Origin of the sequence: Acinetobacter sp. 18QD2AZ41W, assembly GCF_009829025.1 — a bacterium.
Lineage (GTDB): Bacteria > Pseudomonadota > Gammaproteobacteria > Pseudomonadales > Moraxellaceae > Acinetobacter > Acinetobacter pseudolwoffii.
Map to the genome: position 1 here is coordinate 236,564 of NZ_WURP01000003.1, position 14,932 is coordinate 251,495.

A 14,932-nucleotide genomic window follows, 5' to 3' on the forward strand; every position below is an offset into this window, starting at 1 on the left:
AAGGGGGTATCAGGCAATGTAAATACAAGGGTCATTGCCTGATTTAAACAGACAAACAAGCATTAAGCGGAGACAGCAATGCAAATTTTTTACGATAAAGACACTGACTTATCTATCATCCAATCTAAGAAAGTAGCGATCATTGGTTACGGTTCACAAGGTCACGCGCATGCGCTTAACCTGAAAGATTCTGGCGTTGATGTCACTGTAGGTTTACGTGCGAACTCTACTTCTTGGAAAAAAGCTGAAAATTCAGGTCTTAAAGTTGCTGAAGTTGCTGCTGCTGTAGCGCAAGCTGACGTAGTCATGATCTTGACGCCAGACGAATTCCAATCTCAACTTTATCGTGACGAGATTGAGCCAAACATCAAGCAAGGTGCTACTTTAGCGTTTGCTCACGGTTTCTCGATTCTTTACAACCAAGTTGTTCCACGTGCTGACCTTGACGTAATCATGGTTGCGCCTAAAGCACCTGGTCACACAGTACGTTCTGAATACCAGCGTGGTTCAGGTGTTCCTGACTTAATCGCAATTCACCAGGATGCATCTGGTAACGCGCGTAACGTTGCACTTTCTTATGCTTCAGGCGTAGGTGGCGGCCGTACTGGTATTATCGAAACTTCATTCCGTGAAGAAACTGAAACTGACCTTTTCGGTGAGCAAGCAGTTCTTTGTGGTGGTGCAGTTGAACTGGTTAAAATGGGCTTCGAAACTTTGGTTGAAGCTGGTTATGCGCCTGAAATGGCGTACTTCGAATGTCTACACGAGCTTAAATTGATCGTTGACTTGATGTTCGAAGGCGGTATCGCGGATATGAACTACTCAGTATCGAACAACGCTGAATATGGTGAATATGTAACGGGTACTGAAGTAATTAACGAGCAGTCTCGTGAAGCGATGCGTAATGCACTTAAACGTATTCAATCTGGCGAATACGCGAAGATGTTCATTCAAGAAGGTGCTTTAAACTACCCATCTATGACTGCACGTCGTCGTCAAAACGCTGCTCACGGTATCGAAGTAACGGGTAACAAACTTCGTGCGATGATGCCTTGGATTCAAGCAAATAAAATTGTTGATAAAGAGAAAAACTAATTTCTCGAATCAATTGATTTGAATGCGAAGACCCACTCATTTTGAGTGGGTTTTTTATTTTTGGTGTTACGTGCCTCAAAAGATGTAAGCAGTGCTTACATCTTTTTCGTACCTTGGATTCAAGCAAACAAAATCGTAGACAAAGAAAAGAACTAAGTTCTAATGTCTAAGTCAAAAAGCCCCTGTTTTTAACAGGGGCTTTTTTTGTGTGATAATGAAGTTAGTATTAACGTTACGTGCCTCAAGAAGAATAAAGCAGTGCTTTATTTTTTTCGTACCGTGGATTCAAGTAAACAAAATCGTTGATAAGGAAAAGAATTAATACTTATTTTGGTTGAATTTCATGCTATAAAGACCTCGTTATTATGGGATTTTTTTATTGGAAAATGCATGAAAGTTAAATGCTTAGGATTTGAGATTAGTACAGAAAAGAATCTAATAAATATTAATGATTTTATTGAGAGCAATTTAGTTTTTGAGATAAAAGATATTTTTAAGCGTGATGTATTTATTGATTGTAATGACCCTAATTACTACAAAGGATTAATTCTAACTATTAAAGATCAAAAAGCTTCTACAGCCAAAATGATATTCAATTCAGAAGGCTCATTTCGGGTTGCATAGCACCCATTATTAAGTTTTTGCTACTTCATCAAACAGTCACACAGAACACCTATGCTTTGCTTAAAACATAAATAAGTAAGATAGGTGCGACATGAATCAGCCCTACAGCCAAGCCTTAACAAAACAACAAGCACTCCTTGATGGCTTTCAATTTGACTTAAAACAGCAACGTCTGAAAAGTCCTCAAAAATCATCTGCGCTTGCAGATTTGGTACGCCCCCGCTTAAAAATTGCCATAGTGACCGAAACATGGCCACCTGAAATTAATGGGGTAGCAAATTCATTGTTACAACTCTGCAAAGGGCTGAAAAAACAGGGGCATAAAATTTTATTGATTCGACCCGAGCAAAAAGGCATCTGTGCTGAATTTCAACCCTATCGGGAATGTTTGGTTAAAGCACAGCGTATTCCCAAATATTCAGGCTTACAGTTCGGTTGGCCGCAGTTTCTAAAGGTTCGCCATGCGGTAGAAGCCTTTGCACCCGATGTAGTGCATATCGTCACAGAAGGCCCATTAGGGCTTGCCGCGCAGCAAACTGCAAGATTCCTTGAAATTCCTGTATCGAGCGGTTTTCATTCACCATTTCAGGAATTTAGCCGTTTCTTTGATTTGGCATTTTTGGTTAAACCTATTCAGCATTATCTCAAATGGTTTCATAATCATACCGCAATTACCTGTGTACCGAGTCGTGAGACTGCCGAAGCACTCCGCAAATTTGGAGTGATGTGTCCACTGGTTGTGGTGGGACGAGGGGTAGATACACAAGCCTTTTCACCTAAATGGCGTTCTGATTCCCTACGCCAGAGCTGGGGAGCTTCCAAAGAGACCCGTGTCATGTTGTATGTCGGGCGTTTATCGCCTGAAAAAGAAATACCAGTGGTGATTCAGGCATATTTCACATTGCGTCATATGCATTGTCAGGATGTGCGTCTGGTGGTGGTCGGAGATGGTCCAGACCGACAGCGCTTAGAGCAGTTGAATCATGATGCTTCGATTGTGTTTACCGGGAGTTTGCGTGGTCAACAGCTTGCTGAAGCCTATGCCAGTGCCGATGTGTTTTGCTTTGCGAGTCAGGTTGAAACCTTTGGCAATGTGGTATTGGAGGCGATGGCCAGTGGACTACCGGTTATTGCTTATGATTATGCTTGTGCACATCTACATGTACAACACGACCGAACAGGCTGGCTCAGCTCACTGGGTCTGCAAGAAGATTTAACAGCCAATATCTTAAAGTTACCAGATTATCACACACTTAGAAGAATGGGTGTGTATGCTTCACACTGTGCACAGAAGGTCGGATGGCAACATCCTGTAGAGCAGTTTGAACAGGTTCTGTACTCAATCACAAGGCAAAATAAATGACCTAATTAAAACAAGAGCGGGAGCAACATGATGAAAATCCACAATGCCAAACTCAAATTTTTAGAAATAGATTTAAAAGGCTGTGTCTACCTCAATCATCTCTCCCACTCAAATCGAATCGCTGCTTTTTTTAAAATCATTAGCCGTTTGGGGGATGGTGTGTTTTGGTATGTGATGTGTTTTGCTGCATGGGGACTTCGTGGCTTGGAGTATGGGCTACAGATGCTCTATATCATTTTGGGCGGAACGTTCGGTACGCTGATTTATAAAATTCTCAAAACAAAAACTGTACGTCCAAGACCTTATCAGGTGCATCAGGTGATTCGACTGGGTGAGCGGCCGCTGGATCATTTTAGTTTTCCGTCTGGACATACCTTGCATGCGGTAATGGCAACCACGGTCTTGGGTTATGTTGCACCGCTATTATTGCTGTTGATGCTCCCTTTTACGCTGCTGGTGGCTTTATCGCGCATGATTCTGGGATTGCATTATCCAAGTGATGTCGCAGTTGGGGCAATGATCGGAGGCATGATGGCCGTGGTCATTGTGCTGAGCGCACCTTATCTCAATATTATGTTGTAAAAATAAGTGAAAACTGAGGCGAAAGCTCGCAGATTTTTATAAATTTGCTAAAGTACAGCATTAAAGCAAATATGGTGAGAAATAGAGATGGGTTTACGTTGGACTGATACCCTCGATATCGCGATTGAACTCTACGAAGCGCATCCAGATGTGGATCCGCAGTGGATTCGTTTTACTGATTTACACGCCTGGGTATGTGCCTTGCCTGAGTTTGCAGATGACCCGACTAAATCCACAGAAGGTCTGCTGGAAGCGATTCAAATGGCATGGATTGACGAAGCGCGTTAAGTGCCCGATTGAAAAAAGCATATTTTTACAGTGTAAAAGCAGAAAAATGCGCATTATCTCGGTATAATGCGCCAAATTTTCATGTCAACAATTGACTTAAGGAGCCTATCATGGCTATCGAACGTACTTTATCTATCGTAAAACCAGACGCAGTTGCTAAAAACCACATCGGCGACATCTTTGCTCGTTTTGAGAAAGCTGGTCTTCAAATCGTTGCAACTAAAATGAAACACTTGACTCAAGCTGAAGCTGAAGGCTTCTACGCTGAGCACAAAGAACGTGGTTTCTTTGCTGATCTTGTTGCTTTCATGACTTCTGGTCCAGTGGTTGTTTCAGTTCTTGAAGGTGAAAACGCTGTTCTTGCTCACCGTGACATCCTTGGCGCGACGAATCCTAAAGAAGCTGCTCCTGGTACAATCCGTGCAGATTTCGCTGTAAGCATCGACGAAAATGCTGCTCACGGTTCTGACTCTGTAGCATCAGCTGACCGTGAAGTTAACTACTTCTTCGCTCAAACTGAGATTGCTCCACGTACTCGTTAATTCGCAGTATTCAAACCAGATAAGTGTTATTATACTTATCTGGTTTTTTTATTCTTTGAATAATTCTTTGCTCACATATTGAGCTTCTCCTTTGATCTTTAGACATGGTTTAGGTAATACACATGAGTACTGAAGTCGTCGCTGTATCTGCAGTTTCAGCTGCACAGCAACCATCTCCGTCCACTCCCACACAGCAGAATGCTGTGGAAAAAGTGAACCTACTCGGCATGTCTCGTCCGCAAATGGAGAAATTCTTTGAGGATATGGGGGAGAAGAAGTTTCGTGCCGGGCAGGTAATGAAATGGATTCACCAATTTTTCGTGACCGATTTTGCCGAGATGACCAATATCTCGGGCAAACTGCGTGAAAAACTGGAACGTATTTGTGAAATTAAAGCGCCCGAAGTGGTGCATAAAAATTATTCTAAAGACGGTACCCGGAAATGGGTCTTCCGTGTCGGTGATGGTGACGGCTCTCTTGTCGAAACTGTATTGATTCCTGCTGAACATCGTAGTGGCCTACGTCGTACCTTGTGTATTTCGTCTCAAGTGGGCTGCGCACTGGACTGTTCATTCTGTTCAACCGGTAAACAGGGTTTTCAGCGCGATTTAGATCAGTCAGAAATCATTGGTCAGTTGTGGGTGGCGAACTATTCCTATATGGAAGATGTGCCTGTGGCAGATCGTGAACGTTCAGTCACGAATGTGGTCATGATGGGCATGGGCGAACCACTGCTTAACTACGATGCCGTACTCAATTCCATGCGCATTATGCTCGACGACTTTGCTTATGGCATGTCGAAACGTCGCGTGACTTTATCGACATCAGGTGTGGTGCCGAAAATTGATCAAATGGTCAAAGACATTGATGTGGCACTGGCCATTTCATTGCACGCACCAAATGACGAACTACGTAATGAACTGGTGCCAATCAACAAGAAATATCCGTTAGAACAACTGATTGCGGCGTGTCAGCGTTATATTGCCAAAGATGGTAATGAAAGTTCACGTAAACACGTCACCATTGAATATGTGATGCTGGATGGTGTGAATGATCATCCTGAACATGCACAGCAAATGATTAAGCTGCTGAAGAACTTGCCGAGCAAGATTAATTTGATTCCATTCAACCCTTTCCCGCACGCGCCTTATGGGCGTTCAAGCCGTAACCGCATTATTTCTTTCCAAAAAACTTTGTCTGATGCCGGTTTTGTGTGTACGATTCGTCAGACACGCGGTGATGATATTGATGCGGCGTGTGGACAGCTTGTAGGTCAAGTGGCTGATCGTACCCGTCGTGCGGAACAGTGGAAAAAGAAAATTGCGCAGTCAAATGAGATTATGCGTTCACAAGGATAATAAGAGGTCGCCAGTTGAGAAATCTAACATCTAAAATTGCTTTGATTTCAACAGTATGTGTGTCTTTAGCTTTGGTTGCATGTCAAACGCCAGATTTAGGTCAGAAAGATCCTGAAAAAGCCACCAAAGTCCGTACCCAATTGGCGGCAGAATATTTAAGAACAGGTGACCTAGATGCAGCCAAACGTGCGCTGGATCAGGCACTCGAAACGACTCCGCGTGATTCGCAAGCGAATATGATGATGGGCGTGCTATTGCAACAGGAAGGTAGTCAGCTCAATCTTGAGAAAGCAGATGCTTATTTCAAGCGTGCGATTTCGGCAGATCCGAAAAATGCACAGGCACGCAACAACTATGGCACGTATTTATATCAGCTAGAACGCTATAATGATGCGATCGAGCAGTTTAACATTGCCGGTGCAACTTTAGGTTATGATCAGCGTTTCCGTGCGCTGGAAAATATGGGACGTATTTACCTGAAAATGGGTGATGTGGTGAATGCTGAAAAATCATTCAAACAGGCGCTTCAGGCGAATCGCGATTCATATATATCAATGTTAGAGTTGTCAGAAATTTTTTATTTAAACCAGCAGTTCCCGGCAGCGACACAACTGTATCAACAGTTTGCGCGTGGTGTGGGACAGAAAAATCAGGGTGCCCGTGCGCTCTGGGTTGGCATTCGCACTGCGCGTGCCAGTGGTGATCAGTTGGGGATGCAGGTATTGGTGAACCAGTTACGTGCATTGTTTCCTGAAAGCCAGGAATACCAACGTTATTTGCAATTACAGTACAGTACTGAGGCCGTATGGAAGTAAATCCTAATTCACCTTCGAATCATTCGAGCGTAGCTCCAAATGCGTTAGGAAATATTCAACGTCCGGGCGAGTACTTGCGCCAGATTCGTCTCAATCAGCAACGTGATCTGGAAAATGTGGCCAAAGAGCTGAATATTCCGGTCAAAACCCTGACTGCACTTGAGCAGGATGAATATAAGTCTTTGCCTGAGGCGACTTTTATCAAAGGCTATTACCGGATCTATGCCAAACTTTTGGGTGTAGATGCGTCGACTATTATTCAGCGTTTTGATGAAATTTATACCAATGATACGGGTTTGTTGCCCAATCATGCGCTGAATAATTCCCCCATCAAAATTATGGGGAAATTGCCAGGTTCCAAGCGTGACCGTAACCGTAAATGGTTAAAGCGCATTTTTATTACGCTGGTCTTGCTGCTAATTTTGGGCGCACTGTTTGCCATGATTCAAAACTGGTCGAGCAGTAATTCGCAAAATAGCAGTGAAGTTTCTGGAGTCGGTGCTTCCAATATCGAGATTCTGAATCTGGATGCAGGCGCCGCACTGTCTGGCGACCAGCTAAAACTCGATTTTAACCGTCCGACCTCTGTGCATATCGTCGATTCAGCCGGTAACGTTTTAGCGACTGGCCGTCAGGCATCGAGTTTGCAACTCAATGGTGAAGCACCATTCCAGATTCGTCTTGATGATGCGGCAGCTGTATCACTCAGCCTGAATAATGAAAATATTTCATTGTCACCTTATACCGTAAACGGAAAAGCAGAATTCCGTTTGTCACCTTAACAGATCAAGAGTAGAGCAAAACCATGATCGTAAATCCAATTAAACGTCGTCCAACACGTAAAATTCGTGTCGGTTCAGTTTATGTGGGTGGTGATGCACCAATCAGTATCCAGTCTATGACCAATACTGAAACCTGTGATGTGGCAGCCACGGTTGCACAGATCCAGCGCTGTGTCGATGCCGGTGCAGACATCATGCGGGTTTCTGTGCCTACGATGGAAGCGGCGGCAGCATTTGGTGAAATTCGTAAGCAGGTGAATGTGCCTTTGGTGGCCGATATTCACTTCGACTATAAAATTGCTTTGGCAGTTGCGGACTTCGGTGCAGACTGTTTGCGGATTAACCCGGGCAATATCGGCTCAGAAGCAAAGATTCGTGAAGTGGTGGCAGCAGCACGTCATAATGATATTTCAATGCGGATCGGTGTCAATGCCGGTTCACTCGAAAAAGACATTCAAAAGAAATATGGCGAGCCGACAGGCGCAGCATTGCTTGAATCTGCGATGCGTCATATCGACATTTTAGACCGTCTGGATTTTCAGGAATTTAAAATTTCAGTTAAAGCATCCAATGTGTTCCTGACCATGGATGCGTACCGTTTGCTGTCACAGCAAATTGATAATCCGCTGCATTTGGGTGTAACCGAAGCCGGTATTTACCGTACAGGTTCGGTTAAATCTGCAATCGCTCTGGGTGGTTTGCTGATGGAAGGCATTGGCGATACCATGCGTATTTCGCTTGCTGCCGAGCCTGAAGAAGAAATTAAAATCGGTTTTGATATTCTAAAATCGCTGGGTCTGCGTTCTAACGGCATTAATTTTATTGCCTGCCCAAGCTGTTCACGTCAGGAATTTAATGTGATTTCAGTGATGCAACAACTGGAAGAGCGTCTGGAAGATATCCGTACCCCGATGGATGTCTCGGTGATTGGCTGTAAAGTAAATGGGCCGGGCGAGGCTAAAGAAGCCGATATCGGTGTCGTAGGTGCAGCGCCACGTTCACTGGTGTATCGTAATGGTGAAAAGAGCCATCTAATTGATACCAATCAACTGGTTGATGAGATCGAAAATATGGTTCGTCAACGTGTTACCGAGCTTGAAGAAGCTAAATCTAAAGAAATTATTCGTACAAGTTTTTCTGAGTAGATCATGAGTTCAATCGTCGCAATCAAAGGTTTTAATGACATTCTCCCAACGCAAAGCCCAGCTTGGAGACGTCTTGAACAGCATCTGTCGGGTTTGATGGATGCTTATGGCTATCAACAAATCCGTTTGCCTATCGTTGAACAGACCAATCTGTTCAAACGTTCGATCGGTGATGCCACCGATATCGTTGAAAAAGAAATGTATACCTTTCTGGACAAAGGTAATCCGCCTGAGTCTCTGACACTACGCCCTGAAGGAACTGCAGGCTGTGTACGTGCCATGCTGGAGCATAATCTGCTTCGTGGTGCAACTCCTCGCGTCTGGTATATCGGGCCAATGTTCCGTTATGAAAAACCACAGAAAGGTCGTTACCGTCAGTTCCACCAGTTTGGTGTAGAAACCTTTGGTGTGGCGACTCCGGACATGGATGCAGAGCTGATTTTGATGACTGCACGTCTGTGGAAACGTATGGGCGTAGCGGACAAGGTTCAACTTGAATTAAATACTTTAGGCGAATCGGATGAACGTGCAGCCTATCGTGCAGCCTTGGTTGAATTTTTAGAGTCACATAAAGCCGATCTGGACGAAGATTCTCAGCGCCGTCTGACCACAAATCCACTGCGTATTCTGGATTCTAAAGATGCCAAAACCCAAAGCATCCTAGAAAATGCACCGAAACTGCATGACTTTATGGGTGAAGAAACTCTGGCGCATTTTGCCCAGTTACAACAGTACCTGACTGATGCCGGCGTGAGTTTTGTGATCAACCAAAAACTGGTACGTGGCTTAGACTACTACAACAAAACTGTGTTTGAATGGACCACAACACATTTAGGTTCACAAGGAACCGTGTGTGCCGGTGGCCGTTATGACGGTCTTGTTGGTCAATTGAAGGGCAAGCCTGATCAGTCTGTACCTGCGGTTGGTTTTGCCATGGGTATCGAACGTTTATTGCTTCTGCTTGAACAGGTTGAAGACAATACACCAACGCGTGATTGTGAAGTATTCCTGGTGGCTGAACCGGCTTCTCAAGGTCAAGCCTTGGTCATTGCTGAACAGATCCGTGATCAGCTTGAAGCAGCGGGGAGTCAGGTGCGTTTGAAAGTGGGCTCTCAAGGTTCAATGAAGTCGCAAATGAAAAAGGCCGATCAGGCCGGTGCTTTGTTTGCTGCGATTTTAGGTGAGCGTGAACTTGAAGCGCAGACTTTTACGGTGAAAGAACTGGCAACCGCAGAGCAATCGAATGTGCCATTTACGGACTTCGTTGCATTTTTTAGTGCTAAAATTTCTTTAAAATAATCGATAAAACATCAGGAAAAGGGTAGTCTCATGAGCGCAGTGGGTGATGAACAGTTTGAAAGCTTAAAATCCTTTACGAAGAAATATGGTTCTTCGATCATTACAGGGATTTTGATTGCGCTGATTGCCTTTTTTGGATGGGAATATTGGCAGAAGAAAAACCTGGCAGAGTCGCAAATGCACACTGCCAAGGTTCAGCAGTTGATGGATGATGCACAGGCGACGCAGGGCGATGCCTTTGCCAAGCTATCTGAAACTGCGGACAAAATTGTCAAAGAAGCACCAGATTCAGCTCAGGCCATTCAGACTCAGCTGGTCATGGCGAAACTGGCCTATGACAAAGAAGATTATGCTGCGGCTGAGAAAGCGCTACAAAAAGTTGAAAACTCGACACTAGACGATAAAGGTCTGGTTCAGGTGGTCAAACTTCGTCTGGCTTATGCGCAACTGGCACAGAAAAAATATGATGCTGCATTGAAAACTTTAGAAGCAGTGACTGAACTTGCGTTTAAAGCAACTGCCGATGAAGCACGTGGCGATATCTATGTTGCCAAAAATGATATTGAAAATGCGAAAAAAGTATATCAAAGTGCATGGGATGCCTTGATTGAACGTAAAGAAGAACGTCAGATTTTACAAATTAAGCTCGAAAGCGTAGGCGTGTTGGTCGATGATCCGGAAATCGAACGCCCAATTATAGAAACACAAGCGGAAGAAGCTGCATGAATAGAAAATACAAAATTACCTGTGTCTTGACTGTTTTAACGCTTGCACTGGCTGGCTGTGCAGGTAAAACAAATAAAGTTCCAGAAGTAAAACCGAACCCACTTCCAAAACTGACCCAAGCCAAAACACTGGTTCCTGTATTTTCCACCAGTGTATCTGCGACAGATGCTGCCGATCCATTGCGTTTACGTCTGGATGCAGACAATGGTGTGGTTTTTGCGATTGATCCAAAAGGCGAGGTGTCTGCATTTAAGGGCAAACAGCGTCTTTGGCAGAAAAAAGTCAGCAAAGATAATCTAAGTTCTGGCGTTGAAGCGGCCGAGGGTCTGGTTGTTGTGGGTAGCCAGAAGGGCCAACTGTTTGCACTCGATCAGCAAACCGGTGAGCAAAAATGGACTGCACAATTGACGGGTGCTTTACTGGCGCCTTCACTGATTCATGCAGGTCGTGTGATTAGTGTGAGCAATGACGGTATGGTCTATGCGCATGAAGTGGCAAGCGGTGCACAAGTTTGGACTTATAACCTGCCTAATGTACAATTCAGCCTGCGTGGTATGGCGGCTCCTGTGCCATTAGATGCGCGTAATGTGCTGATTGCATCTTCAAATGCGTATATTTATGCACTGGATGCCTTAAGTGGCGTACCAAAGTTACAGCGTCGTGTCGCCGTGTCGGATGGCCGTTCTGATATTCAGCGTCTGGTCGATATTGACGGTGAGCCGGTCGTTGCAGGCCAGTTTGTGGTGACGACCAGTTATCAAGGTCAGGTGACTGTACTGGACTTGGCTTCACAGCAAGTCATCTGGAGTGAAGATGCCAGCAGCATCCAGCGTCCAGAAGTTGTCGGCAATGGCGTATTCGTGGCGCAAACTGATGGCAAAATTAAAGCTTTTGAGATTAGCTCGGGTCAACCGCTTTGGGAAAATGATCAATTGCTGAATCGTCAGCTCAGTAATCCAGTGATGTTAGGCACGGATTTGGTGGTCGGTGATCTGGATGGTGTGTTGCACCTGATTGACCCGCGTACCGGACAAATTACTGGTCGTTCGAAAACCTCTGGTGAAGTGCGTAACTTACGTGTGATCGACAACCAGCTTTATGTTTCTACACGCAAGGGCGCATTAAGCATTTGGCAGAACCGTTAATTTTAACGAGCCTTATGTTAAACTAGCCGCAACCGTATTTTTGTGAACGCGGGGTGATTGAAAAATCAATGCCCCGTGTTTTTATTTAGGGTATTTTTCCCCTTATATCTTCCTATACTTTCTGATGTTCAGGCCACTTTGACTGCCTGATTATTGAATAAAGGTTACTCTATGAAACCCGTAATTGCGCTCATTGGTCGTCCGAACGTCGGAAAATCAACTCTGTTCAATCAGATTACCAAGAGCCGTGACGCATTGGTGGCAGACTTTGCTGGTCTGACACGCGACCGTAAATATGGCGATGCAACCTATCAAAATAAATCTTTCATTGTGGTTGATACCGGTGGTATTGGTGAAAATGAAGGCGGTATTGACTCGTACATGGCAGAGCAATCTAAAACTGCCATTCATGAAGCCGATATTATCATTTTTGTGGTCGATGCGCGTGCCGGACTGCTGGCTTCCGATGAGCAGATTGCGCGTGAACTGCGTACTTTAGGTAAAAAGGTCTTTCTGGCGGCCAATAAAGTCGATGGCGTACATGCTGAAGCTGCCTTGGTTGAATTCTACAAACTGGGCATGGGCGAGCCGCTACAAGTTGCTGCCAGCCATGGTCGTGGTGTTCAGCAAATGCTGGAAGACGTGCTTGCCGATGTACCGGAAGATGAAAACCCGGAAGAGCATGATAAAAACACTGGTCTGCGTTTAGCGATTATTGGTCGTCCAAACGTGGGTAAATCTACGCTGGTGAACCGTTTGCTCGGCGAAGAGCGTGTGGTGGCATTTGACCAGCCGGGTACAACACGTGACTCGATTTATATTCCATTCGAGCGTGATGGCCGTCAATATACCCTGATTGATACTGCAGGGGTGCGTCGTAAAGGTAAAGTGGATGAAATGATTGAGAAATTCTCGATTGTTAAAACTTTACAGGCGATGAAAGATGCCAACGTGATTGTGGTTGTGGTCGATGCACGTGATGGTATTGTAGAGCAAGATTTGCATCTGATTGGCTATGCGCTTGAAGCGGGTCGTGCCATGGTCATTGCTGTCAACAAATGGGATAACATGACTGAATATGATCGCAAGCAATGTAAGCTAGATGTAGAGCGTCGCTTCGATTTCATTCCATGGGCAAAAGTGCATTTGATTTCTGCATTGCATGGAACGGGTGTGGGTGAGCTTTATCCTTCGATTCACCGTGCCTATGATTCATCTCGTTTGAAAGTATCACCGGCAAAAATCACCCAGATTTTAAATGATGCAACAGATGCCCACCAACCGCCTATGGTTCAGGGTCGTCGTATTAAAATGCGTTATGCGCATATGGGCGGACAGAATCCACCAACCATCGTGATCCATGGTAACAAGGTCGATAAAACCCCTGCGGATTACCGTCGTTATCTTGAAAACGTATTCCGTAAAGTATACAAGCTTGAAGGTACGCCGATTAAAATCGAGTTTAAAACCTCTGAAAACCCGTTTGAAGGGCGTAAGACGGTGATGGATGAGCGTATTGCAGCGCGTAAACGTCGTTATGTACAGAAGTTCAAGAAAGCCGAAAAGAAATTTAAGCGTTAATTTTTTGTGTTAAGTTTTCGATAAAAAGCCTGCTGATGCAGGCTTTTTTCCCTCTTAGATTCTCAAATGTAAGGCAATTCTCATGGTCAAAGATTGATGAACTCTCTTACAATAGATTCAAAGTAAATATAGATTGAAAAACCATTGTGACTTCACTTATTCGAATTGATCTGCATGCGTTGTCTGACGCGAGTCAAAGCAACCAACTCCTGGAACGTAAGGCACAGATTCAAGCGCGTAAGATTGAGATAGCCGCGTTAAGAAATCAGTTTTTATCCAGTCATTTGGAATCCGCTGTCTTCAATCAGGATGTTGTGCGGACTACATTCGGCAAACCCTATCTCCACACTCATCCAGACTTCAACTTTAACCATAGCCATAGTCAAAATTTCTATGCTCTGGCAACGAGCAATAATGTCCAGAATTTGGGAATTGATATTGAAGAGCTGAGCCGTAAGGTTCGATTTGAAGCCATGGCACAACATGCCTTTCATCCTGAAGAGCTTAAACAGTGGCAGGCACTGGACTATGATTCCGAATACTGGTTTAAGGTCTGGACCACCAAGGAAGCTGTATTAAAGGCCTCAGGACTGGGCATACGCATCAACCTGAATGAGTTAAATACCCAGATTCATCCAGATCAGAATGGTGGAAGATGTGAACATCCAGAGATCGGCGTCTATGCCTATCAAAATTATAATATGGCAGGATGTATGCTCACCGTGGCCTGGCAAAGTGAGCATTCATGCAAGGGTTTCAGATTTCCGCTAATCCAGATTCACCAATCTGTTTAAATCAGCAGAGTAGAAATAGACTCTATTGTCTGGCAATCAACAGGTTGCTGATTCGGTTCACAAACTGTGGACTCATACGTGATAGATGAAATAAAAATTTACTTTTTAATCCAACCGGATGGTGCGTAGCTTGCCAGATAGAGTCTTTAAGCTGTACCAGTTTCAGAATATCTTGTGCGACATCCTCTGCTTTCAAATGTACCCCCATTTTTTTAATACTTTCTGCCTGCATATCTTTCACCATGGCTGTACTGACGAAAAGTGGCATCACATCAAGCACCCGAATCCCATAGGGTTGCCATTCAATATCCAGACTTTCAGTCAGACCGCGCACGGCAAATTTACTGGTCGCATAAGAGGCTAAATCGGCCTGTCCATAAATGGCGGATGCCGAAGATAAATTAATGACACGAGCAAATGAAGATTCTTTTAAATAAGAGAAAGTGGCATGACAACCATTGAGGAGGCCTTTAACATTAATATCCAGCGTGCGATGATGCGCTGCAATTGTGGTGTCTTCAAAAGGCCCTGAATATAAAATTCCGGCATTATTTACCAGAATGTTGATTTCACCGGCCCAGGCTGAAAACTCCGCCAAAGCTGTTTCCCAGGAAGCATAGTCTGCCACATCCAGAAAGCCTGCTTTGGCATGTTCGCCCAGTTGCTGGGCCAGCTGTTCGGCCTGTACCACATTGATATCATAAATACCGACTTTATAGCCGTGCTGGTAAAATAGCATGGCTGTCGCTGCGCCAATTCCTTGTGCTGCCCCACTAATCAATATACTGTGCAT

General features: G+C 44.5%; 16 protein-coding genes. 15 read left to right on the top strand and 1 reads right to left on the bottom strand.

From position 1 onward, the window contains the following. The first annotated feature begins 78 nt into the window (after positions 1-78). The 15 genes from ilvC to GVV58_RS07050 all read left to right on the top strand — a co-directional run bounded on the left by ilvC (position 79) and on the right by GVV58_RS07050 (position 14,139). Positions 79-1,095, top strand: coding sequence for a ketol-acid reductoisomerase (gene ilvC / locus GVV58_RS06980; RefSeq protein WP_005172704.1), 1,017 nt, complete (start codon positions 79-81; stop codon positions 1,093-1,095). A gap of 390 nt (positions 1,096-1,485) precedes the next feature. Further along, the gene (locus tag GVV58_RS06985) at positions 1,486-1,719 is read left to right on the top strand and encodes a hypothetical protein (RefSeq protein WP_159516235.1); all 234 of its coding nucleotides are present in this window, start codon (positions 1,486-1,488) and stop codon (positions 1,717-1,719) included. A 91-nt stretch (positions 1,720-1,810) separates the two neighbouring features. Then, positions 1,811-3,082 carry a glycosyltransferase family 1 protein gene (locus GVV58_RS06990; protein ID WP_159516236.1) on the top strand — a complete coding sequence of 424 codons (1,272 nt, stop codon included), beginning with the start codon at positions 1,811-1,813 and terminating at the stop codon, positions 3,080-3,082. A gap of 30 nt (positions 3,083-3,112) precedes the next feature. After that, positions 3,113-3,664: a phosphatase PAP2 family protein gene (locus GVV58_RS06995; RefSeq protein WP_005095663.1), complete on the top strand. Its 552-nt coding sequence runs from the start codon at positions 3,113-3,115 to the stop codon at positions 3,662-3,664. Between the two features lie 87 nt (positions 3,665-3,751). Next, positions 3,752-3,952, top strand: a complete 201-nt coding sequence (iscX, locus tag GVV58_RS07000) for a Fe-S cluster assembly protein IscX (protein ID WP_005172695.1) — start codon at positions 3,752-3,754, stop codon at positions 3,950-3,952. A gap of 110 nt (positions 3,953-4,062) precedes the next feature. Further along, entirely contained in the window at positions 4,063-4,494 is a 432-nt protein-coding gene (gene ndk / locus GVV58_RS07005) for a nucleoside-diphosphate kinase (protein ID WP_004647460.1), read from the top strand. A 122-nt stretch (positions 4,495-4,616) separates the two neighbouring features. After that, positions 4,617-5,852: a 23S rRNA (adenine(2503)-C(2))-methyltransferase RlmN gene (rlmN, locus tag GVV58_RS07010; RefSeq protein WP_005095669.1), complete on the top strand. Its 1,236-nt coding sequence runs from the start codon at positions 4,617-4,619 to the stop codon at positions 5,850-5,852. A 14-nt stretch (positions 5,853-5,866) separates the two neighbouring features. Continuing rightward, positions 5,867-6,667, top strand: a complete 801-nt coding sequence (pilW, locus tag GVV58_RS07015) for a type IV pilus biogenesis/stability protein PilW (protein ID WP_005172689.1) — start codon at positions 5,867-5,869, stop codon at positions 6,665-6,667. Next, positions 6,658-7,449, top strand: coding sequence for a DUF4115 domain-containing protein (locus GVV58_RS07020; RefSeq protein ID WP_074384029.1), 792 nt, complete (start codon positions 6,658-6,660; stop codon positions 7,447-7,449). Before pilW ends, GVV58_RS07020 begins: the two co-directional genes overlap by 10 nt. Positions 7,450-7,472: 23 nt before the next feature. After that, positions 7,473-8,594: a flavodoxin-dependent (E)-4-hydroxy-3-methylbut-2-enyl-diphosphate synthase gene (ispG, locus tag GVV58_RS07025; protein WP_005172685.1), complete on the top strand. Its 1,122-nt coding sequence runs from the start codon at positions 7,473-7,475 to the stop codon at positions 8,592-8,594. Between the two features lie 3 nt (positions 8,595-8,597). After that, entirely contained in the window at positions 8,598-9,893 is a 1,296-nt protein-coding gene (hisS, locus tag GVV58_RS07030; protein ID WP_005095678.1) for a histidine--tRNA ligase, read from the top strand. 30 nt (positions 9,894-9,923) lie between these two features. Further along, positions 9,924-10,619, top strand: coding sequence for a tetratricopeptide repeat protein (locus tag GVV58_RS07035; RefSeq protein WP_074384030.1), 696 nt, complete (start codon positions 9,924-9,926; stop codon positions 10,617-10,619). After that, positions 10,616-11,764 (top strand): outer membrane protein assembly factor BamB, encoded by a 1,149-nt coding sequence (gene bamB / locus GVV58_RS07040; protein ID WP_159516237.1) that lies wholly within the window; start codon positions 10,616-10,618, stop codon positions 11,762-11,764. Before GVV58_RS07035 ends, bamB begins: the two co-directional genes overlap by 4 nt. A 171-nt stretch (positions 11,765-11,935) precedes the next feature. Then, a complete protein-coding gene (der, locus tag GVV58_RS07045; protein ID WP_005095683.1) occupies positions 11,936-13,345 on the top strand; it encodes a ribosome biogenesis GTPase Der in 1,410 nt (469 codons plus the stop codon). A gap of 146 nt (positions 13,346-13,491) precedes the next feature. Beyond that, positions 13,492-14,139, top strand: coding sequence for a 4'-phosphopantetheinyl transferase superfamily protein (locus GVV58_RS07050; RefSeq protein WP_100357513.1), 648 nt, complete (start codon positions 13,492-13,494; stop codon positions 14,137-14,139). Between the two features lie 22 nt (positions 14,140-14,161). Here the strand turns inward: GVV58_RS07050 and GVV58_RS07055 are convergent, their stop codons facing one another. Beyond that, the gene (locus tag GVV58_RS07055) at positions 14,162-14,932 is read right to left on the bottom strand and encodes an SDR family oxidoreductase (RefSeq protein ID WP_159516238.1); all 771 of its coding nucleotides are present in this window, start codon (positions 14,930-14,932) and stop codon (positions 14,162-14,164) included.

Excerpts from the sequence above, each read along its gene's own strand:
- der (WP_005095683.1), top strand. The coding sequence starts at position 11,936 with ATGAAACCCGTAATTGCGCTCATTGGTCGTCCGAACGTCGGAAAATCA.
- iscX (WP_005172695.1), top strand. The coding sequence starts at position 3,752 with ATGGGTTTACGTTGGACTGATACCCTCGATATCGCGATTGAACTCTAC.
- rlmN (WP_005095669.1), top strand. The coding sequence starts at position 4,617 with ATGAGTACTGAAGTCGTCGCTGTATCTGCAGTTTCAGCTGCACAGCAA.
- ispG (WP_005172685.1), top strand. The coding sequence starts at position 7,473 with ATGATCGTAAATCCAATTAAACGTCGTCCAACACGTAAAATTCGTGTC.
- ilvC (WP_005172704.1), top strand. The coding sequence starts at position 79 with ATGCAAATTTTTTACGATAAAGACACTGACTTATCTATCATCCAATCT.
- ndk (WP_004647460.1), top strand. The coding sequence starts at position 4,063 with ATGGCTATCGAACGTACTTTATCTATCGTAAAACCAGACGCAGTTGCT.
- GVV58_RS06985 (WP_159516235.1), top strand. The coding sequence starts at position 1,486 with ATGAAAGTTAAATGCTTAGGATTTGAGATTAGTACAGAAAAGAATCTA.
- GVV58_RS07055 (WP_159516238.1), bottom strand. The coding sequence starts at position 14,932 with ATGCACAGTATATTGATTAGTGGGGCAGCACAAGGAATTGGCGCAGCG.
- GVV58_RS06990 (WP_159516236.1), top strand. The coding sequence starts at position 1,811 with ATGAATCAGCCCTACAGCCAAGCCTTAACAAAACAACAAGCACTCCTT.
- GVV58_RS06995 (WP_005095663.1), top strand. The coding sequence starts at position 3,113 with ATGAAAATCCACAATGCCAAACTCAAATTTTTAGAAATAGATTTAAAA.
- GVV58_RS07035 (WP_074384030.1), top strand. The coding sequence starts at position 9,924 with ATGAGCGCAGTGGGTGATGAACAGTTTGAAAGCTTAAAATCCTTTACG.
- hisS (WP_005095678.1), top strand. The coding sequence starts at position 8,598 with ATGAGTTCAATCGTCGCAATCAAAGGTTTTAATGACATTCTCCCAACG.
- GVV58_RS07020 (WP_074384029.1), top strand. The coding sequence starts at position 6,658 with ATGGAAGTAAATCCTAATTCACCTTCGAATCATTCGAGCGTAGCTCCA.
- bamB (WP_159516237.1), top strand. The coding sequence starts at position 10,616 with ATGAATAGAAAATACAAAATTACCTGTGTCTTGACTGTTTTAACGCTT.